The following is a 23,943-nucleotide window of genomic DNA, read 5'->3' as shown; positions in this document are numbered from 1 at the left end:
AAGGCTGACAGAAATGTCAGCCTTTCGATATAATGAAGATATGTCTTATTCAAAAATGTCAAATAAATCCCCTTCCTGAATAGCTGCCTGATTTTCGCCGGAAAAATAATCCTCTCCGGTATCTGCCAGAACTTTGGAATCCTGAACAAGCTTTCCGTCTGTATTATACATTTTTAATAGGATCCACTTTCCGTTGCGCTCAAGCTCTTTAATACCGTTAGCCATTTTCAGTTTAATTTTTCCGCTCTGAAGGATTCCTTCTTTTACAGAAGCCTTGCCGGCAGGTTTACCTTTGACGTACTGAACGATTTGCCCCGTAAAGTTATAATAGTCTTCATTTTCATTTAACGGCTGGGTGAAAGTATATACAATAACTCCTTTATCATTATAAATAGTAGCTTCATATGTGTTCTTTGACGTATTAAGTTTCTTTTCAGATTTCAGCTTCTGATCTTCAGTATAAGTTCGTGTATTTACAAGGATCCCGTCCTTATATTGAAGTTCACTTAATCCTTCATAGGCAGTTCCTTCATAAGGCAGATCATCCTTATAAGTTACTGTTGATCTTAATTTTCCATCCGGACTGTAATACTTGATTCCTTCGGTAACATCATCCTTTAAGATTTTCTCTGAAAGAAGCTTTCCGTTGTCATCATAAGATTTATTCAGGATAATCGAGCCATTTTTATAAACATTAATGGAAGAAATCTGGGTATAGTCATTGTTAAACTCATAATCCTCACCATCCATAGGAGTATAAACATCGGTGGCTTTATCATATTGATATACCAGATGTCCTATTTTATTTCCGGATTCATCATACGTGGTCTTATAGCCGTCTTTTTTATTTTTTTTCTGTTCCTGTAGTATTTTCCCGTTTTTACTGTAAATAATTCCTTCCTTCACACTGCCGTCACTTTTATATTTTTCGATTTTCGAAATCCTCATTGGATTTGGGTAGTAATCTACAAGCATATTTTCACCGGGTTCGGAAGATCCGCTGCCCAGGTATTTCCCTTTATCACCGTAAAATTTCGTTTCATATTTACCCTCTTTGCCTGTAATTGTTTCATAACGGATCCCCTTTATATCCTCATCATAAATAATTGTTTTTACCGGTAAAGAATTTTCAAAGACCGTCATACTGTTATAAAAATAATCGTTTTCAGGGTCTTTATAGGTATAGGAAGTGCCGTTAAAAGTCCCGTCAGCTTTATAAATTACATCTTCTGACAGTTTTCCGGCTTCATCATAGGTTTGCGCAGGCCCAACCTGTTTACCGTTAGAATAGGTTACAATGCTCATCACTTTTCCTTCGGGAGTATACCAGGTAACTTTTCCATCGAAAACTTCGTTGTTGGGTGTGATGTCCGAAGCCAGCCCTTCCATCTGAAGGGTTCCGTTTTTATAAAAATCTTTGATTAAAGTAAGCTTGCCCTTCGGTGAGGTTTCACGGTAATATTCCATTTTATCCTGGCTTGTCTTTTCCCAGTTTTCATCGAAATAAGTTCTTTCCTGTGCATATACGTGGATGCTGAGCACAAACGCAAGTATTGCTGATGTAAATAGTTTTTTCATGTTTTTATTACGTTTTGATTGTGTATTTTTTTTGTGTAGCGGGGGGCTTCATATATAGAAATGATGTGATCAATAAAATAATAATTGATGGATAATGGTCGGCAAAAATAGTAAAATATCATGGTATTACGGGTGTCAACTGAAAATATATCTATATAACGGGATTTGTTATGTTTTTAAATTAAGCGCATACTTCGAAGGAAAATACCATACGGAATAGCCGGATGAATTCTGAATATCGGTTATATGAGAAATTTTATTAAATTTAGCGAACAGAAAATCTAATATTATCATGATAGATAAAAGAGTAAATAATGCAAAGGAAGCCATTGAAGGAATTAAAGATGGAATGACATTGATGCTTGGCGGATTTGGGCTTTGCGGTATTCCGGAAAATTCAATTAATGCCCTGGTAGAAAGTGATGTGAAAGATCTGACCTGTATTTCAAATAATGCAGGGGTAGATGATTTCGGGTTAGGACTGCTGCTTCACAAGAGACAGATCAGGAAAATGATCTCTTCTTACGTAGGGGAAAATGCAGAATTCGAAAGACAGATGCTTTCAGGAGAACTGGAGGTTGAACTTACTCCACAGGGAACTTTGGCTGAAAAATGCAGAGCTGCTCAGGCAGGAATTCCTGCTTTTTATACTCCGGCAGGCTACGGAACCGAAGTGGCAGAAGGAAAAGAAGTAAAAGAATTCAATGGAAAGCCACATATTCTGGAGCATGCTTACGATGCAGACTTCTCAATTGTAAAAGCATGGAAAGGGGATCATGCCGGAAATCTTATCTTCAAAGGCTCTGCAAGAAACTTTAACCATCCGATGGCTGGTGCTGCGAAGATCACCATTGCTGAGGTAGAAGAATTGGTGGAACCTGGGGAACTTGATCCCAACCAGATTCATATTCCGGGGATTATGGTTCAGCGAATTTTCCAGGGGGAAAAGTTTGAAAAAAGAATAGAACAGAGAACAGTGAGACCCAAAGAACAGGTTTAAAATAAAAACATAAAAAAGCGCTGAAAATATTTCAGCGCTTTTTTTATGATTGTTGAGTCATGGTTTTTCTTTCCCCGATCTGTTGACGCCACATGGCATAGTAGAGTCCTTTTTCAGCAATCAGTTTATCATGCGATCCTGTTTCAACTATTTGTCCTCGTTCAAGCACATAAATTCTGTCTGCATGCATAATCGTACTTAAACGGTGGGCAATAAGAACCGTAATCTGTTCCCTTTCTTTTGAAATATCTTTGATAGTTGAAGTGATTTCCTCTTCTGTAATACTGTCTAAAGCAGAGGTTGCTTCATCAAAAATCAATAAATGAGGCTTCCTTAAAAGGGCACGTGCAATGGCAATTCTTTGCTTTTCTCCGCCACTCAGTTTCAGGCCTCCTTCACCGATAACCGTTTCAATACCTTTTTCTGCTCTTTCTAATAAAGCGGTACAGCTTGATTTCTGTAAAGCCACCTGAAGTTCCGGTTCTGTAGCCATTGGATTAACAAACAGAAGGTTTTCTTTAATGGTTCCTGCAAAAAGCTGGGTATCCTGAGTGACAAAACCAATCTGATTTCTCAGTTCGTCAAAATCAAACTCCTTTCCATTGATGGTATTGTAAAAAATATTACCTTCCTGAGGCCTGTACAGTCCGACCAGTAATTTTACCAGTGTACTCTTTCCTGAACCGCTGGGACCTACAAAAGCTATGGTTTCTCCATTTCTTACCTCAAAAGAAATATTGTTCAGGGCTTTATACTGGGCAGATTGATGCTTAAAGGATACATGTTTGAATTCCAATTCTTCAATAGATCCGATTTGTTTGGGGTGGGCAGGTTTTTCTTCCACTTCTTTTTTCATGAGACGATCAAAATTCTGAAGGGAAGCTTCAGCTTCACGATAGGAAATAATAATATTCCCGATTTCCTGCATAGGTCCGAAAATAAAGAATCCATAAAACATAAGGGACAGATACTGACCGGGCGTAACAATATTTTTAAAAATTAAATATAATAAAGTCAGGGTAATCATCTGTTGAAGAAAATTGACCATAGTTCCCTGGATAAAACTTAGAGAGCGGATACTTTTAACCTTTCTCAGTTCAAGGCCAAGGATTTTATAAGTATTGTTGTTTAAACGAATAACCTCTTGTCCGGTTAATCCCAAGCTTTTGACAATTTCTATATTTCTGAGACTTTCAGTAGTACTTCCGGCTAAAGCCGTGGTTTCCGAAACAATGTTTTTCTGGATGACCTTTATTCTTTTACTTAATAAATTGGTAACAACAGCAATAAGAAGAATTCCACAGATATAAACCGGCATAATGGACCAGTGTAGACGGATGGCATACACCGAAACGAAAATAATACTCACCAGGATTCCGAAGAAAATATTAATGAAATTGCTGATGAACTTTACCGTATCTTCTCTTACTTTTGTTAAAATAGATAGGGTCTCACCACTTCTCTGATCTTCAAACTCCTGAAAAGGCAGTGCCATGGAATGTTTTAACCCGTCCGTAAATATTTTAGCTCCAAATTTTTGGGTAATAACACTCACCACATAGTCCTGAAAAGCTTTGGCAATCCGGCTCACCATGGCAGTCCCGATCAGCAGTCCCAGAAAATAAAAAGCACCATGGTATACTGGGCTCCCGTATAAATATTCATGGAGGTTTCTGGGAAGGAGCTTTTCTTTATCAAAAAAATTAGGATGGGTTACCAGCTGGTCCAGGATATTCCCGGTTATGGCAGGGGCAAATAAAGAAAAAACCTGATTAATAGTAGCGAGAAGCAAAGAAATGACAATCAGCCACTGATAAGGTTTCAGATATTTAAAAAGTATTTTCATTCTGTTAAAAATAATGTGTAAAATTACAGATATTATTTTAACTAACAGTGTTAATTATGGAACAGAACAAAGTCCTTTTGTATTCAAGTGAAAATATTTAAATTGCAGTCTAAGTTTTTATTATGCTTACAAAAGAACAAATTGCCAAAAGAATTTCAAAAGAACTGAAAGATCGTTATTATGTTAATCTGGGAATCGGGATTCCCACTTTAGTTGCCAACTATGTCCCGGAAGGTATTTCCGTAGAATTCCAGAGTGAAAACGGAGTTCTTGGAATGGGGCCTTTTCCTTTCGAAGGAGAGGAGGATGCCGATATCATCAATGCCGGAAAGCAAACCATCACTATTTTAGATGGAGGATCATTTTTTGACTCTGCATTCAGCTTTGGGATGATCCGTGGACAGAAAGTAGATCTTACCATTCTGGGGGCAATGGAAGTTTCGGAGAACGGAGATATTGCCAACTGGAAAATTCCGGGGAAAATGGTAAAAGGTATGGGAGGTGCTATGGATCTGGTTGCTTCTGCTGAAAACATCATTGTTGCCATGATGCATGTAAACAAAGCAGGAGAAAGTAAAATCCTTAAAAAATGTACACTTCCCCTGACAGGAGTAAACTGTGTTAAAAAAGTAGTTACTGAACTGGCGGTACTGGATGTGACTCCGGCTGGATTCAAATTAGTGGAAAGAGCACCCGGGGTTTCAGTAGAAGATATCATCAAAGCTACAGAAGCAGATCTGATCATTGAAGGTGAAATTCCTGAAATGCAATTCTAATCTGATAAAAATAAAAAGTTTCGGCCTCACTTTGTGAGGCCGAAACTTTTATATAAGTTGTAAAAAACGACATAGGAGATCGGAGCGTGAAGAAAATGAATCCTGAGAACGTTAAGAAAATTATCCTGTCTGAAGCGCGAGAGCAATTCAGAACTGATTAAGAAATAATGATTTCGCACAAGTTTAGAATTTTTAGAGAACAGGATTTATTTTTAGCGGAGAGATCCGGGTCTTGAATTTTTGTTTCTTTTGTTTCAAGACAAAGAAATTAAATTTAATAAAAATGCTGGTTATAAAAACCGTCTCATTATCAATTAAAACTCTGACAGATATTTCTATATAATGACTTTAAAACGACATAGGAGATCGGAGCGTGAAGAAAATGAATCCTGAGAACGTTAAGAAAATTCTTCTGTCCGAAGCGCGAGAGCAATTCAGAACTGATTAAGAAATAATGATTTCGCGCAAGTTTAGAATTTTTAGAGAACAGGATTTATTTTTAGCGGAGAGATCCAGTCTTGAATTTTTGTTTCTTTTGTTTCAAAACAAAAGAAATTAAAGAAAAAAAAGCTGCTTCATGATGAAACAGCTTTTATATTTAAAATTGTAGCGGTTAGTTTATCATCTAATTTTTAACCTCTTATATCTAACTTCTCATTTATTTTCTATCCTGTGCCCCAAAAACCTTCTGCAGAATACTTGTCGTTCTCATCGCAGGTGTATTTCTGATCCCGCTTTCCTTATCTGCCACCATTTTGAACACTCCGTTAATGGTTTCTGTAGTAACATATTCATTAAGATCAGTTGTAACAGACTGTCCTGTAAATGTATTATATTTTGAGATCAGGTTTTTCCAAACAGCATCTGCACCTACTTTTCCCAATGAAGCTTTTACTTTAGGCTGAAAAGCAGTAAACAGCTGGCTTTGGGTTTTGCTTTGAAGATAATTGGTTGCCGCATTATCTGTTCCTAACAAAATATTCTTAGCGTCCGTAATGGTCATGGAAGTAATTGCGTTGGTAAAAATTGGTGCGGCTTCCGTTACGGCATCTTCAGCTGCTCTGTTCAATAATTTTACCCCTTCATCTGCAAGACTTCCCATTCCGATAGAGCGTAATGTTGTATCAATCTTTCTTAATTTTTCGGGCATTAATATTTTCACCGCCTCATTTTTGAAAAAACCGTCTGTGAGGGCTAACTTCTTTACTCCATCAGTTACTCCAAGATTTAATGCTTCTTTTAATCCGGATGAAATCTGGGTAGAAGTAAGATTTCCGAGATTAGCGGATGAACTGACCGGGTTGCTGGAAGGTGCTGATGTAGTTGTACCGGAAGTAACGCCTTTTGTTTTTACAGGAGCATTCAGGTCAACACCTGTTTTATCTTTAACTGTTGATTTTATGATATCCAGAAGCTGAGCTTGTGTAGAAATTGAAAATAACAATCCGGCTGCCAGTAAAATATTTTTTTTCATCGTTTTTTATGAATTTTATTGTTAAGTTTTGCTAGTGACTTACACTTAGCAAAAAATAAACCACAAATTTTTTCGATGATATTTTTTAGGAGATGGACCGGATGAATAGCTGTGAATCTTTATGAGTTTCCGGTTAGTAAAGAAATATCCAATGATTATTTATGGATTAATTGATGAAATGAGCTGCTAGTTTTTAGAAAATAATTATCTTAGCTACAATCTTAACCATATCCAATGATCCGGACTTTTTTTGCATTATTCATGCTAATTTCAACTGTAATTTTTGCTCAAAATAAATTGAACTTAATTCCTTATCCTCAAAAAATAGAATTTTCTAAAGGCGAATTTATAATTCCTGGAAACTTTATATTAGACGAAAAACTTTCTAAAAAGGAGAGAGAATATTTCAAAAAATATTTTGGAAAGTTTTTTACATTGGCCTATGGTAAAAATGAGGAGATCCATTTGGTAAATGCATTATTTCCGCCATCCGCCCAGCCTCTAAGCGAAGAGCAAAAAAAAGAAAAATATGCTATTGAAATTTCACCAAAACGTATTGTTATTCAGTCTTACACAGAACAGGGCCGTTTTCTGGCACTTCAGACTTTGATTCAATTGTTTGAAGAATATAAAACTGTCAAGAAAATTCCTGCAATGAAAATTGAAGACCAGCCAAGGTTTGCATGGCGCGGGATGCATCTGGATGTCTGCCGCCATTTTTTCACAGTAGATGAAGTAAAGCAGTATATCGATTATCTGGCGATGTACAAACTGAATACCTTTCACTGGCATCTGACTGATGATCAGGGCTGGAGAATTGAAATAAAAAAATATCCGAAACTAACCCAAATAGGATCAAAACGTAAGGAATCAATGATTGGAGCCTATGTGGATAACACATTTGACGGAAAACCTTACGGGCCTTATTTTTATACTCAGGAGCAGATAAAAGATGTGGTTAAATATGCCCGGGACAGACATATAACAGTGGTGCCGGAAATAGAAATGCCGGGACATGCTCTGGCTGCCCTGTCCGCCTATCCGGAATTAGCCTGTACAAGCGGTCCTTTTGAAGTGGCTACCAAATGGGGTGTTTTTGATGATGTTTTCTGTCCTAAGGATGAAACCTTTACGTTCCTTGAAAATGTACTGGATGAGGTGATTCAGTTATTTCCTTCCCAATACATCCATATTGGCGGTGATGAATGCCCGAAAACAAGATGGAAAGAATGTACACATTGCCAGGAACTGATCAGAAAAAATAATTTAAAGGATGAACATGGCCTTCAGAGCTATTTTATCCGGAGAATTGAAAAATATGTGAACAGCAAAGGCCGCAAGATTATCGGCTGGGATGAGATCCTGGAAGGCGGTTTAGCTCCAAATGCTGCTGTAATGAGCTGGACAGGAGTGAACGGAGGAATTGAGGCTGCAAAATCAAAACATGTTGCGGTAATGACACCTGGAGCATACTGCTATTTTGATCATTATCAAGGAGATCCGCAATCCGAGCCTAATGCTTTTGGAGGGTTTACACCATTAGAAAAGGTATATTCTTATAATCCGGTTCCTGCTGAGCTGAATGCTGAACAGGCAAAATATATTCTGGGGGTTCAGGCCAATCTCTGGACCGAGTATATCCTGGACTTCAGCCATGTTCAGTATATGATTTTTCCAAGATTGATGGCGCTTTCAGAAGTAGGATGGGGAACATCTGACCCTGAAAATTATAAAGAATTTGAAGGAAGGGTGATCAACCAATTTAAAATCCTGGATCAGATGAAAGTAAACTACGCCAGAAGCATTTATAACATTGTAGGGAAAGTAGTACCTGCCGATTCCGGAATTGCTTATGAGTTATCAACTTCACAAAATTCAAACGGAATAAGATATACACTGGACGGAACTGTTCCGACAATAAATTCTGCTGCTTATGAGCGTCCTGTTTCTGTTCCTGCTTCTTTAACAATTAAGTCTGCTTATTTTGAAGGCGGTCAGTTGAAAAGTGCTGTTTCTTCTCAGCAGTTTACCGTTTCAAAAACGACCGGGAAAAAAATTACTCTTGAGCAGCAGCCCAACGAAAATTACTCTTTTGGAGGAGCCTTTACACTGGTTGATGGGATTATTGGAAATGCACGCCAGTTAGGAAAAACATGGCTGGGATTTCAGGGGAAAGATGTGGCGGTAACAATAGACTTCGGACAGAAAACTGCTTTTACCGAAGTATATTTTAATACTTTGGAGAATAAAGGAAGCTGGATCCACCTTGCGAAATCTGCAAAAATTTTTGTTTCTGATGACAACAGAAATTTTAAATTGATCAAAGAAATCGGGACGGGAGAAATTCAGAATGCCAAAGGAAAGATCAAAGTAAATGTAGGAACACAGAATGCCAGATATCTTAAAGTAAATATTGAAAATGCAGGTATTATTCCGGCTGGAAATCCCGGCGCAGATTCGAAAGCATGGTTATTTGTTGATGAAATTGGCGTAAATTAGAATAAAAAAATGCAGAACGAGACCGTACTTTCTTCCGAATTTTCATCTCCGGATCTGGTAGAAAAGCTGTATCAGTATGGTACAACGAAGAATTATCATGAAGGAGATATTATTTTAGATGAAAATGCTTCCATCCGCTCAATTCCTATTGTAATGAAGGGAATGCTGAAAGTTATCAGAACTGAAGAAGACGGACGTGAAATTTTGCTGTACTATATCAAAGCAGGAGAAAGCTGCATCATGTCTTTTCTGGGCGGAATGCATAATGAAAAAAGTATCGTAAAAGCTGAAATTGAAGAAGATGCTGAAATCCTTTTTCTGCCTGTAGATAAGGTGTCTTTATTCATCAAAGAACATCCGGAATGGCTGGATTATATCTTCAGACTATATCACAAGAGATTTGAAGAACTGCTGGACATTATCAATGCCATTGCTTTCAAAAAAGTAGATGAAAGGCTATTGAACCTTTTGAAGAAAAAATCAGAGCTCATCCAGTCAGATACAATAAATACCACTCATGAGCAGCTGGCAAATGAGCTCGGGACTGCAAGAGTAGTGGTATCCAGACTTCTCAAGCAACTGGAAGATGACGGAAAGCTCAAATTAGGCAGAAACAAAATCACTCTTCTGAAACCCCTCAATTCATAACGGCTCATTTTATAATTTCTTTGGAGCTGTTGTGAATATATTAAGGTTTACTTGTATTAAATTCCTTCCTTATGTAACAAAAGTAACTGTAGCTCTCCTCCCGTTTTCCCAGTTTTGCATCAGAATTATTTGAATAGCGAAATGGAAATTATAGGATACGCAGCAGCCGTTTTAATAGGGGTTTCTCTTGGCTTAATAGGAGGTGGAGGAAGTATTCTCACTGTTCCCGTACTGGTTTATCTCTTCGGTATCGATGCCTTTCAGGCAACGGAATATTCACTTTTTGTAGTAGGGATAAGCAGTCTGGTAGGGTCGGTGTCGTATTTCAAAAAAAGATTGGTCAATTTTAAGATGGCATTGGTATTCGGAGTACCTTCAGTCATTTCTATTTTTCTGACCAGAATATACTTGCTTCCATTACTTCCTGAAGAAGTACTCCGGATACAGCACTTTACCATTACCAGAAATGTTTTTTTACTGCTGATTTTTGCAGTGTTAATGATTCTGGCTTCTTATAAAATGATAAGAAAAAATACTTCAGATCATGAAACAGATAGGAATAATGCTTTGCTGGCAGCAGGACAGGGTTCAATAGTCGGTATTTTAACTGGATTGGTAGGAGCGGGGGGAGGCTTTATGATCATTCCTGCATTGGTAAATCTGCTAAAAATTCCTATGAAAATTGCAATAGGAACTTCCCTGGTTATTATCTCCCTGAATTCTTTGATAGGATTCTTTTCTTCTCTGAATCATATGGAAATAGATTGGAAACTATTGATTTCTATTACAGTCATTGCCGTAGCAGGAATAATAATAGGTTCTCAATTATCAAAGAAAATCGATGGCAAAAAGCTGAAGCCTGCATTTGGATGGTTTATTCTCGTGATGGGTATTTATATTATTACCAAAGAAATTTTTCTTTAATACTCTTATGTAACAAAAGTAGCTGTAGAAGCAAAAAGAAAGAAGGAAATTTGTATCAGATAACAAAATCAAAAAATAAATACAATGAAAATAGAACAGATTTATACGGGATGCCTCGCACAGGGGGCTTACTATATTACCTCAGCCGGAGAAGCCGCCATTATTGATCCTTTAAGGGAAATCCAACCTTATATTAACAGATTGAAAGAAGATGGAGTACAACTGAAGTATATCTTTGAAACTCATTTTCACGCAGATTTCGTCAGTGGGCATCTTGATTTAAGCCATAAAACAGGAGCTCCGATTGTATATGGGCCAACAGCTAATCCTGAATTTGAGGCTGTCATTGCAGAGGATGAACAGATATTTGATATTGGAAACATCAAGATTAAGGTTCTTCACACACCGGGGCATACCCTTGAAAGTTCATGCTATCTGCTGATTGATGAAAATGGCGTTGAAAAAGTTCTTTTCAGTGGTGATACTTTATTCCTTGGAGATGTAGGGCGTCCGGATCTGGCACAGAAAGGAGCAAATATGACCAAGGAAGAGCTGGCCGGGCTTTTATATGATAGTCTTTACAATAAAATTTTACCTTTGCATGATGAGATTACTGTCTATCCGGCTCATGGAGCAGGTTCTGCTTGTGGTAAAAACATGCAGAAAGAAACAGTAGATACATTGGGGAATCAAAAAAGAACCAATTATGCTCTAAATCAAAAAGACCGGGAGAGCTTTATTAAAGAAGTAACAGACGGGCTTTTGCCACCACCTGCATATTTCGGAATGAATGTCATGATGAACAAAAAGGGATACAGCAGTTTCGATAAAGTTCTTTCACAAGGATTAAATGCATTAGATTCTGATCAGTTTGAGGAAATTGCTGAAGCTTCAGGAGCTTTGATTTTAGATGTAAGAACCAACCGTGATTTTGCCAGAGGTTTTATCCCACAGTCCATTAATATAGGATTGGATGGTGACTTTGCCCCATGGGTAGGAGCTTTAATTGCTGATGTAAACCAGCCTATTCTGTTGGTAACTGAAAAAGGTTCTGAAGAAGAGGCGGTAACCCGTTTGAGCAGAGTAGGATTCGACAATATTTTAGGATTTTTGGAAGGAGGCTTTGAGGCATGGCAAAAGAGTGGAAGAGAAGCAGACGTTGTAAACCGTATTTCTGCTGAGCAGTTTGAAACCGAAATAAAAGGGAAAGAAGCAAAGATCATCGATATAAGAAGAGAAAGTGAATACAATGCAGAACATATTCATGAAGCTTACAGCAAACCTCTGGCATATATCAATGAGTGGATTCATGAGATAGAGCCGGCAGAACATTTCTACATGCATTGTGGAAGCGGTTACAGAAGTACAATGGCTGCGAGTATTCTGCAGGCAAGAGGATACAGAAACTTTACAGAAGTTGAAGGAGGTTTTAAAGCTATTGCAGTAACAGATGTTCCTAAAAGTGACTTTGTTTGCCAGACTAAAATTTTAAATAAATTAGATTAAAAAAGAATAAATGTTGGAAATGATAAAAGAACCGTGGCCGTGGTATATTGCCGGGCCGCTAATTGGACTTACTGTCCCTGCTTTACTGATTTTGGGGAATAAATCCTTTGGAATAAGTTCTTCGTTAAGACATATTTGTGCTGCCTGTCTGCCTGCCAATGTTAAATTTTTCAGATATGACTGGAAAAAAGAAGCCTGGAATTTATTTTTTGTATCAGGAATTTTCTTCGGAGGAATGATTGCAGCCCATTTTTTGGTGAATCCTAATGAAATAACAGTGAACCCTGATCTGAAAACAGAATTGGCAGGCTACGGAATTACAGATTACAGCAATCTGGTTCCTGTACAACTTATGAATTTTGAAAGTTTATTGACCTGGAGGGGTTTTATTATAATGGTTGCTGGTGGGTTTTTAGTAGGTTTCGGAACAAGATACGCAGGAGGCTGTACCAGCGGACATGCTATTATGGGGCTTTCAAACTTACAGTGGCCTTCTTTGGTGGCGACAGTCTGTTTTATGATCGGAGGATTTTTAATGGCTAACCTTATTTTGCCTGTGATCCTTTCCCTGTAAGTATAATTTAAAGAGAATTTGAAATAATGATAAAAGAAAAAGAGAAGGATATACGTCATCAGGATACTGTATGTGTAAATGAAAGTACTCTTACTCATCCATGGTATTACAATCTGAAGTACCTTGTGGCAGGAATTATTTTCGGAATTATTTTTGTAAAAGCAGAAGTGATTAGTTGGTTCAGAATACAGGAAATGTTCCGTTTACAGTCTTTTCATATGTATGGAATCATTGGAAGTGCTGTATTGGTAGGAGTAATCTCAGTATGGCTTATCAAAAAGTTTAACATCAAAACCATCTATGGTGAGCCCATTACATTAACCCCTAAAAAATTCAATAAGGGCCAGATTTACGGGGGATTGATATTTGGCTTTGGCTGGGCTATCACCGGAGCGTGTCCGGGACCTTTATTTGCACAGATCGGAACAGGTGCTTTGGCAGTTTCCGTTACGCTTATAAGTGCTATTGCCGGAACATGGGTATACGGATATTTCAGGGATAGACTGCCTCATTGATATAAGGAGTCTTGAAAAAATAATAAAAAGACTGCAGAAAATGATCTGTAGTCTTTTTTCTTTTTCTAACAGTCCAAAATTTGTTAATTTGTAAGCCTAATACACCTGGTATGCAAAGCAGACGAAATTTTATAAAAAAAACAGCCGCCGCTTCTCTGGCGCTTGCCGTAAGTCCCTTAGATTTAATGGCTAAGGAAGTAACCGAAAGTAATAAATCAATAAATAAACCAATCGTACTTTCTACGTGGAACTTTGGATTAAAAGCAAATGAGGAAGCATGGACCGTCCTGGGGAAGGGCGGAAAAGCATTAGATGCCGTTGAAAAAGGAGTCCGGCTGGTAGAGCTGGATCCTAAAGAGAGAAGTGTAGGATATGGAGGACGTCCGGACAGGGATGGCAGGGTTACCCTGGATGCCTGTATCATGGATGAAAATTATAATATCGGCTCAGTAGCATGTCTGGAGAATATAAAAAATCCTATTTCTGTGGCCAGGGCCGTTATGGAAAAAACGCCTCATGTGATGTTGGTGGGAGACGGAGCATTTCAGTTTGCCCTCACCCAAGGTTTTAAAAAAGAAAATCTTCTTACCCCGGAGTCCGAAAAAGAATGGAAGGAATGGCTGAAAACCAGTCAGTATAAACCTGTCGCTAATATTGAGAATCATGATACTATAGGAATGATCGCCCTGGATGCTCAGGGAAATCTTTCAGGTGCATGTACTACCAGCGGAATGGCATTCAAAATGCACGGAAGGGTAGGAGATTCACCCATTATCGGTGCCGGTTTGTTTGTAGATAATGAAGTAGGAGCAGCTACGGCAACAGGCCATGGAGAGGAAGTGATAAGAACAGTAGGAACTCATCTGGTTGTAGAACTGATGAGACAGGGAAGATCTCCACAGGAGGCCTGCAGGGAAGCGGTGGAAAGAATTGTTAAAATTAACCAGAGAAGAAATAAAAATCTGAAAGACGTTCAGGTTGGTTTTATTGCACTGAATAAGAACGGGGAGTATGGTTCATACTGTATTCAGGACGGATTTAATTTTGCCGTTTACGACCAGAAAGGAAACCGGTTGGAAAAACCTGAATTTGCTTTAAAATAAATTGTAATACACAAATTGAAACTTAATAAAACGGCTTTAGCCAAAAAATCCAGATCAAGCAAGATATGAAAAGAACGATTATCGTTTCCTTATTTCTGATTATCGCATGCAGGGAAGAAAAGAAGGAGGTGAAAAATATTGCGGAACCACAACAGATTAAAGAGAAAATAGTTTTAAATAACGAATCTGATGAAGTGGAAAATGCGAAAAAATGGCTTGAAAAAAGCATTGAAGATTATTTTAAAACAGATCTGGGAAGTGCAGAAAAGAGCATGGAGAAGATAACAACAAAAGACTATTTTGATTATAAGAGCGATGCTATGAACGTAGATATGGAAGTAGATGGAAGCCTTACGGAAAAAGAATTTCAGGAGAAATGGAGAAAGAAATTTGATGTTCAGAAAGCAGGAATTGGGGTAGGATTTCTGATAAGTGGCCAGGACTGGGATGAAATCAAGGTTTCAAGTTGTAAGGTACTTACAGCAGGTGAGAATGACTTTTTATTTGATGTAATCCTTTCTGATAAAAAGCTCAAAGCTGAATATCCAATCAAAGTCAATGTAATCAAAGATAATGGTTCCTTCCTTATTGCTGATGTGCAACAGGAAGTACCTGTATTTAATTAAGTATACAAATATAAAAATGTCAAAAATAGAAATAGCTTGTTTTAATCCGGAATCAGCAATAATTGCATTTGAAAACGGAGCAGACAGAATAGAATTATGTGATGGGTTAAGTGAAGGGGGCACTACTCCGGGTTTTGAAGTTACCCGTCAGCTCAGAGAAAAAATAAACATTCCGCTTTTTGTAATGATCCGCCCCAGAGGTGGAGATTTTACCTATTCGGAGACAGAATTTGAACAAATGAAAGAGGATTTGATCCGTTTAAAATCTTTGAACGTTGATGGCTTTGTTTTTGGAATCCTGGACGAGAATGATGAGGTAAATGTAGAACAAAATAAGGCTCTGGTAGAACTGGCATCACCACTTTTCTGTACCTTTCACCGTGCTTTTGACAGGGCCAGAGGGTTGGAAGAATCTTTGGAAAAAGTAATTGACTGCGGCTTCAGAACAATTCTGACTTCCGGTCAGAAACCCAATGTATCTGAAGGAAAAGAAAATCTGAAAAAGTTGGTCGAACTTTCCGGTGGAAGAATAGAAATACTTGTAGGAGGGGGGCTCCGCTCATCTAACATTGAAGAGATAAGATCGGTAACCCAAGCTGGTTACTTCCATTCTTCTGCGATTACTGATGGAGGAGCGTTTGCGAATCCAGATGAGGTAGTTGCCCTTAAGAGTAAGTAGTATGATATGCACTCAGTTTGTCATTCCAAGTGCAGCGGAATAAATTTTATAGTAGAGATTCCTTCGTCCCCCGGAATGACAAATCACTGGCATGGTAACGATACAAAACAAACTTATTAATGAATAAAACCATTTTTTTTGCTTTCCTTTTCATTCAGAATATGATTTTTGCACAATCTTCAGAGAGAGATTTATCTTCAGAGAAGTGGCAGTTTAGAAACTCAGAAGATAAGACCTGGTTTCCTGCGAAAATACCGGGAACGGTTCATCTGGATCTGATGAATAATAAAGTTATTCCGGACCCGTTCAGGGATGAAAATGAAAAAAAGGTACAGTGGGTAGAAAATACAGACTGGGATTATCAGATGAGTTTTACTGTTTCATCAAAGGAAATTGAATTCCAAAATGCCGAGTTGATATTTAACGGGCTGGATACCTTTTCAGAGATCTATCTTAATGGTCAGCTTCTGGGCAAAACAGATAACATGTTCAGAAAATGGCCGTTTCAGGTAAAGCAATATCTTAAAGCCGGTAAAAACACAGTACAGATAAAATTTAAATCTGCCGTTAATACCGGGAAAGAGCTGGCAAAAAAAGTTCCGTTCACGGTGCCGGAATCTCCACGAAGCTTTGTCCGGAAGGCTCAGTATCAATTTGGATGGGACTGGGGGCCAAGACTGGTCACTGCCGGGATCTGGAAAGAGGTGAAACTGATATTTTGGAATACAGCTAAAATTGAAAATATAAAGGTAGAGCAGAGAAATATATCCGATAAGAAGGCTGATTTATATATTCATGCTTCAATTTTTGCAGACAAAGAAGGAGAATATGCAATCAGTGCTAATGGGAAAACTGAAGCTGTTCATTTAAAAAGAGGACAAAACCAGGTCAATATTCCTTTCAATATCAGGAATCCGAAACTCTGGCAGCCAAATGGATGGGGAGATCCTCATTTATATACTCTGAAAATAGCATTACAGAAAGATTCAAAGCTTATTTCTGAAGAAACAGCAAAAATTGGCTTAAGGACGGTTGAACTTATTCAGGAGAAAGATGAAAAAGGAAAATCGTTTTATTTTAAAGTGAATGGCAGGCCTTTGTATATCAAAGGAACCAACTGGATTCCGGCAGACAGTTTTTCTCCAAGAATTACCAAAGAAAAATACCATAAACTGATCAAAGATTCCCGGGAAGCCAATATGAACATGATCCGTATCTGGGGAGGAGGAATTTATGAGGATGATGAATTTTATAAAGCATGTGATGAAAACGGCATTTTAGTCTGGCAGGATTTTATGTTTGCAGGAAGTTTTTACCCGGCAGATGAGACATTTTTGAACAATGTAAAAGAAGAAGTAAGGGATCAGGTTAACAGACTTCAGAACCATCCGTCAATAGCATTGTGGTGTGGGAATAATGAAATAGATGAAGCCATTGTCAACTGGGGATATCAGAAACAGTTCAAATACTCAGAAAATGACTCGTTGCAGGTTTGGAAAGACTATAAAAAATTGTTTCATGATGTAATTCCGGATGCATTAAAAGAAAACCTTACCCCAGATAAAAATATCTACTGGCCAAGTTCACCGTCCATTGGCTGGGGGCATAAAGAAAGTCTTACAGAAGGTGATTCCCACTATTGGGGAGTTTGGTGGGGGGAGCAGCCATTTGAGATTTATAATGAAAAAGTAGGCCGTTTTATGTCTGAATATGGTTTCCAGGGGATGCCAACTCTTGAAACCACAAAATCAATGTTTTCCGGAACTCCGGATTTAACCCTTCAGAATCCGGTCATTAAAGTTCATGAAAAACATGCACGTGGCTGGGATATCATTAATGAATATTTAAAGCGTGATTATAGAATTCCTGCAGATTTTGTACAGTATAATTATATGTCACAATTGCTCCAGGCGAGAGGAATGCAGATTGCCATTGAAGCTCACCGCCGGGCAAAGCCTTATAATATGGGAACCTTATATTGGCAGCTCAATGATTGCTGGCCTGTAGTTTCATGGTCTTCCATTGATTATCTTGGCAACTGGAAAGCCTTCCATTATCAGGCAAAAAGGAGTTTTGAGCCGGTACTGGTATCAGTCTTGGAGAATGATAAAAACTATGATGTTTATCTGGTAAGTGATTTAACCAATGAATTAAAATCTGAAACAAAATTTGAATTGATAGATTTCACGGGAAAAATACTTTGGAAAGCTGAGCAGTCAGATCTTCTCAATGCTGATTTCAGCAAGAAAATCCGGAGCATCAGTAAAACAGAATTAGCCCGGTTTGACCTATCCAAAGCTGTTTTAAAGATCAGCTCTGAAAAAGATGTAACATTTGAAAAGCTGTTTTTCTTTAACAAACCTAAGGATATAAAACTTTCAAAACCTGAAATAAGAATCAAAAGAATATCAGCCACAGAAATTGAAATATCGACAGATATCCTGGCAAAAGATATTTATTTGATGGGAGATACTCACTTTAGTGATAATTTCTTTGACTTGCTTCCCGGAGCTTCAAAAAGAATTGTTATTTCGAAGCCTTTAGAAAATGTTGAGGTGATGAGTCTGTGGAATGTGATGAAAGATTAAAATATATCTTGAAAATATTTTTTAAGGAGCTAAAATTATAAACCATGTCAAGGGTCAAAAACTTGACATGGTTTATAGGGTTTCTGGAGATAATGAAAGGTTTAATAAGTTTAAAGATGAAGAATAAAAAGTGTTATTCTCAATATTAGTTTTTATTAGAAATTCTACAAAAAAAATATAAAATTTACCTTTCCAACTCAAAAATCAACCGTAAATTTGCCATATATTTAATTACAGTTATGGTAAATTTTGTTCTGATTGCAGTGTGCATTATTGCAGGAATGATATTCAAAGCAACAAAATCTATCCACCCAGATGCCCACAAGGGTATCAATACCTGGATTCTTTATCTTGCTCTTCCGGCAGTTTCATTTAAATATCTGCCTAAAGTAAAATGGACAACAGAGATGCTGTTTCCGATAGCAGCCACATTTTTAATTGCTGTATTTTGCTTTTTCTTTATGATGTTTTACAGCAGAAGCAGAGGGTATTCAAGGCGCTCCAGAAGTACTTTGGAACTGGCAAGTGGTTATAGCAATACTTCCTTTATAGGATTTCCATTGATCAGTGCTTTTTATGGGGAAGGCCTTCTGAGTATCGCGATTATCTGTGACCAGACTATGTTCTTTGCCCTTTCTACACTGGGAATTATTGCTGCAGTAAAGGGAGGAAGTAAATCCGGAAAGGTAAGTGCTCAGTTTATTTTAAAAAGATTAATCACATTTCCTCCATTAATAGGCTGTATTTCTGCCCTGGTTTTGTCGCAGTTTATTGATTTTACTTTTGCAGAGCCGTTTTTCGATAAACTGGCAGCAACGGTAAGCCCACTAGCCTTGTTTTCAGTAGGATTGCAGTTGAAATTTAACGGCTGGAAAAAACTGATCCCACAGATGTCCATGTCTATGCTTTATAAGCTTATTCTGGCACCGGCAATTGTTCTAGGAATGGCTTTATTATTAGGAATAAAGGGGAATATAGCAAAAATTACAGTATTTGAAGCAGCTATGCCTACACTTGTTACGTCAAGCATTATTGCAGAGCAATTCAGGCTGAATACCAAGCTTACAAACCTGATCATCGGAGTCAGTATTATTGTAGGATTTTTTACCTCTGCATTCTGGTATCAGATTACGGAACTTCTTTTTTAATTGTAGAGTCGCAAAAGTTAAAGATTAAAATTCTGATCATATACATTTACTTAGATTTAAAATGAAAATTTTCAGATTTAAACTTATTTGTACTTTTTCATATGAAGCTTATTATCTAAAATAATTAGACTTTTGTGGTTTGTCCGGGAAGTTTAACTGATGTTTTGAGCAGAACAAAAGAATCTTCACAAAGTTGCAGTTTTCTAAAGAAAAATCTAATTTTACACTTTAAATAATTCCCTTGCAATACGCTCAAATTGTTTTACCGTTGAATTTAAAAGGATCCTTTACCTATAAGGTTCCGGAAGAACTGATGTCTGAAATCCGGTTAGGAATGCGTGTTCTTGTTCCTTTTGGCGGAAAGAAGATTTATACGGGAATTGTTTTTGAACTTCATGATATTGCACCTGAAAATTTTGTTGCAAAAGAAGTGATCAATATTCTGGATGAGAAGCCTATACTTCCTGAAGAACAGATCCGTTTCTGGACCTGGCTTTCAGAGTATTATCTGTGTAGTCTGGGTGAAATTTACAGATTTGCTTTTCCTTCTTCCTTAAAGCTTGAAAGTGAAACCTATCTGAAGTTAAAACCAGGGGCAGTAGTTAATTTTGAAAATCTGGATGTTAATGAAATGTACCTTATTCAGGCATTGGAAGTAAGGCAGCTTATTAACCTGACCGATATTGAAGCATTTATTCCTAAAAAAGATATCATCAGAACGATTAATTCACTTATTGATTTACAGTATATAGAAATTGATGAGAAAATCGCTGAAAAATATAAGGCTAAGGAAGTTGCATATGTGCGTATACAACAAGAGGTACTGAATAATCAGAACCTCACAGAGATTCTTTTAAAACTGAATAAAGCTCCGAAACAAAAAGAACTGTTTCTCTTTATTTTGGAAAAACAGACAGAAAATCCGGATCTGCATATTAAAAAATCTGATTTATTTGAAGATGGTTATTTCGGAAGTTCCCACTTAAAAGCCTTGTCTGATAAAAGCCTTGTTGAAGAATATTATATGCAGAAGGACAGGATCGAAAGTTATGAAGGGGAAATAGAAGAGCTTGAAGAACTTTCTGTTCAGCAAAAAGCGGCAAAATCTGAAATAGATGAAGCTTTTGAAGAAAGAAAAAATGTTTTGCTTCATGGTGTTACTTCATCAGGGAAAACCCATATTTACCTGGAGAAGATTGAAGAATGTGTAAAGGAAGGAAAGAATGTACTGTTTTTGCTTCCTGAGATTTCCCTTACCAAACAGATTACTCAGCGGTTAGAAAAAAAATATGGAAGACAATTAGGTTTTTACCATCAGAAACTTACTGATTTTGAAAGGGTAGAAGTGTGGAGAAGAATTAAGCAAAATGACATCCGTATTCTGATCGGAACCCGTAATGCATTGTTTTTGCCTTATCAGAATCTGGGTCTTATTGTTGTAGATGAAGAACATGATTCTGCTTACAGGCCAAGGGAAGTATCTCCTTATTTTAATGCTAAAGATGCATCATTGGTTTTGGGCAGGCTTTATCAGGCGGGAGTTATCCTGGGTTCTGCCACCCCTTCCGTTGAAAGCTATTACAGCGCCAGAAAAGATAAAATGAAATACGTTTTTCTGGATGAGAGATTTGGGAATGTAAATCTGCCGGAATATGAGCTGATTAATTTTAAAGAAGCTCAGGAATCTAAAAAAGTTTCAGGTAATTTTTCTTTAAGGCTGATTGATGAGATCAGGAAAACCCTTGATGAAAAAAAACAGGCTATTGTGCTGCATAACCGTCGCGGTTACGCAAATGTGGTGGAATGTGAAAGCTGTGGTTATGTTAATTATTGTTCGAATTGTGATGTGGTAATGACGTATCATAAAGCAGCTAATGAGATGAAATGCCATTACTGTGGGCAGAGAGCATCAAAACCGAAAACATGTCCGAAGTGTCATTCTGAAAAACTGAATGAGAGAGGCGTGGGAGTGGAGCAGATTCATGAAGAAGTTTCCAAATTATTCCCTGAAAATGAAGTGGATCGGATGGATGTGGATTCGATGCGTAAGAAATTTGCATATGAAAAGCTGTATGAGAAAATTGAGGATGGAGAAACCGATATCGTGGTGGGAACCCAGATGATCTCGAAAGGGCTTGATTTTGACCATATTGAACTTGTTGCCATTCCAAAAGCTGATGCGCTTCTATATGTTCAGGATTTCAGGGCGGAAGAAAGAGCTTATCAGCTGATCACGCAGGTTTCGGGTAGGGCAGGACGGGTTTCCGGAAAAGGGAAAGTTTTCATTCAGACCTATAATCCGGAGCATTCCGTATTTCAGCTGATCAAGATGAATAATCCTGCAAAAATCTATAAGTATATTCTTACGGAACGGCAAAAATTTCATTATCCGCCTTTTACCAAGCTAATCATGATCGAGTTGAAACACAGGCGGGAAGATAAAGCAGACCGTGCCTCTCAGTTTTTAGGCTCCATTTTAAGGAAGTATCTTCCGGAAGATTGTATTCTGGGGCCGGAAAGAGCTCAGATCGCAAGATTAAATAACTTATACCAGTTCCAGATTTTACTGAAGTTACCTCGGGGGAAAAACTACGAAAAGTTCAAAAATCTTGTTTTGATAAGTTTGAAAGAATTTGATGAAATTACTGCGTATCAAAGTATTAAAAAAGATGTTTTTGTTGATTTTTAACAATTTTTAACAAAATTTACACTCTTTTATAATGGAGCTGTGAGCCGTTGTATGACAATAATTTCTACTTTTGGACGTTGATAAAGTGTTTGAGTTTTGAATAAGATGATTTAACCTGTCATTTTTTTAAAGGTCAAACTACAGAACAAAAAGAAGATAGATGGTAAATTTCAGAAAATATATTTCAAGCGCAGCGGTATTGGCTTCTGGTTTTTTCCTGGCTCAATCTACCGTTTCTACTGTCCTTTATTCTCAAAATTACGACAATCAGAAAAATAGTTTAAACCTGCCTTCTCCCGTTAGTTCGGTGGTGGAAAAGACTGTTTTGTCAGCAAAAGAATTAGTAGACATTAATGTAAACACAATGATGGCGGATCCCGTGCTTAAAAATGCAAATTGGGGGTTCGTAGTGTATGATCCTAAAACGAAGAAGGTGATTTCTTCGTATAATGAGAGTACTCCGTTAGTTCCGGCTTCCACTACAAAGCTGTTAACTACAGAAACAGCTTTAAACCTGCTGGGTGAGAATTATCGGTGGATGACCCAGCTGGAATACTCGGGAACTGTGGATGAAAACGGGGTGTTAAACGGAAACCTTTACATCATTGGAAGTGGTGATCCCTCTTTAGGAACCAACAAGGCAGGAGCCTGGTCTTACAGGGATATTATTTCAGACTTCGTAGGTGGTCTTTCCAGGGAAGGAATCCGAAAGGTAAATGGTGATATTATTATTCAGACAGCGCTTTTCAAAGGCAATATTTCAACGCTTCCGGAAAATGTTGTATGGCTAGAAAACAACAATTATTATTTACCGGTAGGTACCACCCGCGGAATTAACCCCGCCAATGAAAAGCTGATCGTAAAAAAAGCAAACTTCTCTCCCGAGAAGAAATTTTTCTACGTTTCTCCTTATGCCAATCAAATGGTATATGCTGAAAAATACGACGGAGACGGAACTCTGACAACAAAACTTCCTGATGCCCCTGCTTATCTGGCAAATTCTTTCAGAACAACCCTGGTAAAAAGCGGAATTCCTGTGAGCGGAAAAGTAACTCCGAAAATGACGGATTCAGCACCGGAAACCAGAAAGATGATTTCAGCTTATAAATCTCCAACTTTAAGTGATATTGTTTACTATACAAACCAACATAGTGATAATTCATTGGCAGAAGCTCTGCTGAGGACAGTAGGGTTCCAGAAAATGGGTGATCAGACTTCTGAATCGGGAAGAATGGTAGTAACAGGTCATTTGAGAGAAACCGGATTTGATATGGAAGGTCTGAACTATATGGACGGGAGCGGATTATCAAGAAGTAATAATGTAACCCCTATTTCTCAGGTGAAGTTTTTAACGTCACTGATGGATGAAAAATATTATAAATCTTATCTGACTTCTCTGCCGGTAGGAGGACAATCAGGAACTTTGAAAAGAATGTTCCTGGGAGAAGGAAACGGACAGGTTTTTGCTAAAACAGGAACTTTAAATAAAGTAAAGACTCTGGCAGGATATCTGAAAACTCATTCAGGAAAAACCCTGGTATTCTCCCTAATGGTAAATAATTATGCAGGTTCAGTGGATATGGTAAAGAAAAGAATGGAAAAGATTCTGGAACCGGCATTAGACCTTTAAAAAAGATTATTTGACTAGTCCTGAAAATCTGATACAGATTTAAGTACAAAAATAAATAATTAAACCAGAGTAATTTTACTATTACTTTGGTTTTTGTTTTTATAGGTTTTCATTTTAATTTGTGACTGGTTATGCATTTG

Annotated in this window: 18 protein-coding genes; 15 read left to right on the top strand and 3 right to left on the bottom strand. The window is 37.6% G+C overall.

Annotated elements, in window-relative coordinates; translation table 11 throughout:
• Nucleotides 1–45: 45 nt before the first annotated feature.
• Nucleotides 46–1,578, bottom strand: a complete 1,533-nt coding sequence (locus DRF59_RS18840; RefSeq protein WP_115963837.1) for a toxin-antitoxin system YwqK family antitoxin — start codon at nucleotides 1,576–1,578, stop codon at nucleotides 46–48.
• A gap of 292 nt (nucleotides 1,579–1,870) precedes the next feature.
• Here DRF59_RS18840 and DRF59_RS18835 point away from each other — a divergent pair, with 292 nt between their 5' ends.
• On the top strand, nucleotides 1,871–2,578 hold the full coding sequence (locus DRF59_RS18835) for a CoA transferase subunit A (protein ID WP_115963835.1): 708 nt from the start codon (nucleotides 1,871–1,873) through the stop codon (nucleotides 2,576–2,578).
• 43 nt (nucleotides 2,579–2,621) lie between these two features.
• Here the strand turns inward: DRF59_RS18835 and DRF59_RS18830 are convergent, their stop codons facing one another.
• Nucleotides 2,622–4,424 carry an ABC transporter ATP-binding protein gene (locus tag DRF59_RS18830; RefSeq protein ID WP_115963833.1) on the bottom strand — a complete coding sequence of 601 codons (1,803 nt, stop codon included), beginning with the start codon at nucleotides 4,422–4,424 and terminating at the stop codon, nucleotides 2,622–2,624.
• A 122-nt stretch (nucleotides 4,425–4,546) separates the two neighbouring features.
• On the opposite strand from DRF59_RS18830, the gene DRF59_RS18825 reads away from it, so the two are divergent.
• Entirely contained in the window at nucleotides 4,547–5,200 is a 654-nt protein-coding gene (locus DRF59_RS18825) for a CoA transferase subunit B (protein ID WP_115963831.1), read from the top strand.
• 658 nt (nucleotides 5,201–5,858) lie between these two features.
• Here the strand turns inward: DRF59_RS18825 and DRF59_RS18820 are convergent.
• Nucleotides 5,859–6,674, bottom strand: a complete 816-nt coding sequence (locus DRF59_RS18820) for a DUF4197 domain-containing protein (protein ID WP_115963829.1) — start codon at nucleotides 6,672–6,674, stop codon at nucleotides 5,859–5,861.
• A gap of 297 nt (nucleotides 6,675–6,971) precedes the next feature.
• On the opposite strand from DRF59_RS18820, the gene DRF59_RS18815 reads away from it, so the two are divergent.
• From DRF59_RS18815 to dacB, 13 genes are all read left to right on the top strand, one after another.
• Nucleotides 6,972–9,173 (top strand): glycoside hydrolase family 20 protein, encoded by a 2,202-nt coding sequence (locus DRF59_RS18815; RefSeq protein ID WP_317126579.1) that lies wholly within the window; start codon nucleotides 6,972–6,974, stop codon nucleotides 9,171–9,173.
• A gap of 9 nt (nucleotides 9,174–9,182) precedes the next feature.
• Complete coding sequence (locus tag DRF59_RS18810; protein WP_115963825.1) at nucleotides 9,183–9,821, top strand: Crp/Fnr family transcriptional regulator; 639 nt, start codon at nucleotides 9,183–9,185, stop codon at nucleotides 9,819–9,821.
• Nucleotides 9,822–9,962: 141 nt separating this feature from the next.
• Complete coding sequence (locus tag DRF59_RS18805; RefSeq protein WP_115963823.1) at nucleotides 9,963–10,745, top strand: sulfite exporter TauE/SafE family protein; 783 nt, start codon at nucleotides 9,963–9,965, stop codon at nucleotides 10,743–10,745.
• A gap of 84 nt (nucleotides 10,746–10,829) precedes the next feature.
• A complete protein-coding gene (locus DRF59_RS18800) occupies nucleotides 10,830–12,251 on the top strand; it encodes an MBL fold metallo-hydrolase (protein ID WP_115963821.1) in 1,422 nt (473 codons plus the stop codon).
• Between the two features lie 10 nt (nucleotides 12,252–12,261).
• On the top strand, nucleotides 12,262–12,825 hold the full coding sequence (locus tag DRF59_RS18795) for a YeeE/YedE family protein (RefSeq protein WP_115963819.1): 564 nt from the start codon (nucleotides 12,262–12,264) through the stop codon (nucleotides 12,823–12,825).
• A 26-nt stretch (nucleotides 12,826–12,851) separates the two neighbouring features.
• Nucleotides 12,852–13,340: a DUF6691 family protein gene (locus DRF59_RS18790; RefSeq protein WP_115963817.1), complete on the top strand. Its 489-nt coding sequence runs from the start codon at nucleotides 12,852–12,854 to the stop codon at nucleotides 13,338–13,340.
• A gap of 110 nt (nucleotides 13,341–13,450) precedes the next feature.
• Complete coding sequence (locus DRF59_RS18785; protein ID WP_115963815.1) at nucleotides 13,451–14,443, top strand: isoaspartyl peptidase/L-asparaginase family protein; 993 nt, start codon at nucleotides 13,451–13,453, stop codon at nucleotides 14,441–14,443.
• Nucleotides 14,444–14,508: 65 nt separating this feature from the next.
• The gene (locus DRF59_RS18780; protein WP_115963813.1) at nucleotides 14,509–15,069 is read left to right on the top strand and encodes a hypothetical protein; all 561 of its coding nucleotides are present in this window, start codon (nucleotides 14,509–14,511) and stop codon (nucleotides 15,067–15,069) included.
• A 16-nt stretch (nucleotides 15,070–15,085) separates the two neighbouring features.
• Complete coding sequence (locus DRF59_RS18775; protein WP_115963811.1) at nucleotides 15,086–15,748, top strand: copper homeostasis protein CutC; 663 nt, start codon at nucleotides 15,086–15,088, stop codon at nucleotides 15,746–15,748.
• Nucleotides 15,749–15,867: 119 nt separating this feature from the next.
• Nucleotides 15,868–18,336 carry a beta-mannosidase gene (locus DRF59_RS18770; RefSeq protein WP_115963809.1) on the top strand — a complete coding sequence of 823 codons (2,469 nt, stop codon included), beginning with the start codon at nucleotides 15,868–15,870 and terminating at the stop codon, nucleotides 18,334–18,336.
• Nucleotides 18,337–18,575: 239 nt separating this feature from the next.
• Nucleotides 18,576–19,484 carry an AEC family transporter gene (locus DRF59_RS18765; RefSeq protein ID WP_115963807.1) on the top strand — a complete coding sequence of 303 codons (909 nt, stop codon included), beginning with the start codon at nucleotides 18,576–18,578 and terminating at the stop codon, nucleotides 19,482–19,484.
• Nucleotides 19,485–19,725: 241 nt separating this feature from the next.
• A complete protein-coding gene (gene priA, locus DRF59_RS18760) occupies nucleotides 19,726–22,173 on the top strand; it encodes a replication restart helicase PriA (RefSeq protein WP_115963805.1) in 2,448 nt (815 codons plus the stop codon).
• Between the two features lie 160 nt (nucleotides 22,174–22,333).
• A complete protein-coding gene (dacB, locus tag DRF59_RS18755; protein WP_115963803.1) occupies nucleotides 22,334–23,803 on the top strand; it encodes a D-alanyl-D-alanine carboxypeptidase/D-alanyl-D-alanine endopeptidase in 1,470 nt (489 codons plus the stop codon).
• Nucleotides 23,804–23,943: the final 140 nt, after the last annotated feature.

This window comes from Chryseobacterium flavum (assembly GCF_003385595.1).
Classification (GTDB): Bacteria; Bacteroidota; Bacteroidia; order Flavobacteriales; family Weeksellaceae; genus Chryseobacterium; species Chryseobacterium flavum.
This window is presented reverse-complemented; position numbering and strand designations above follow the sequence as displayed.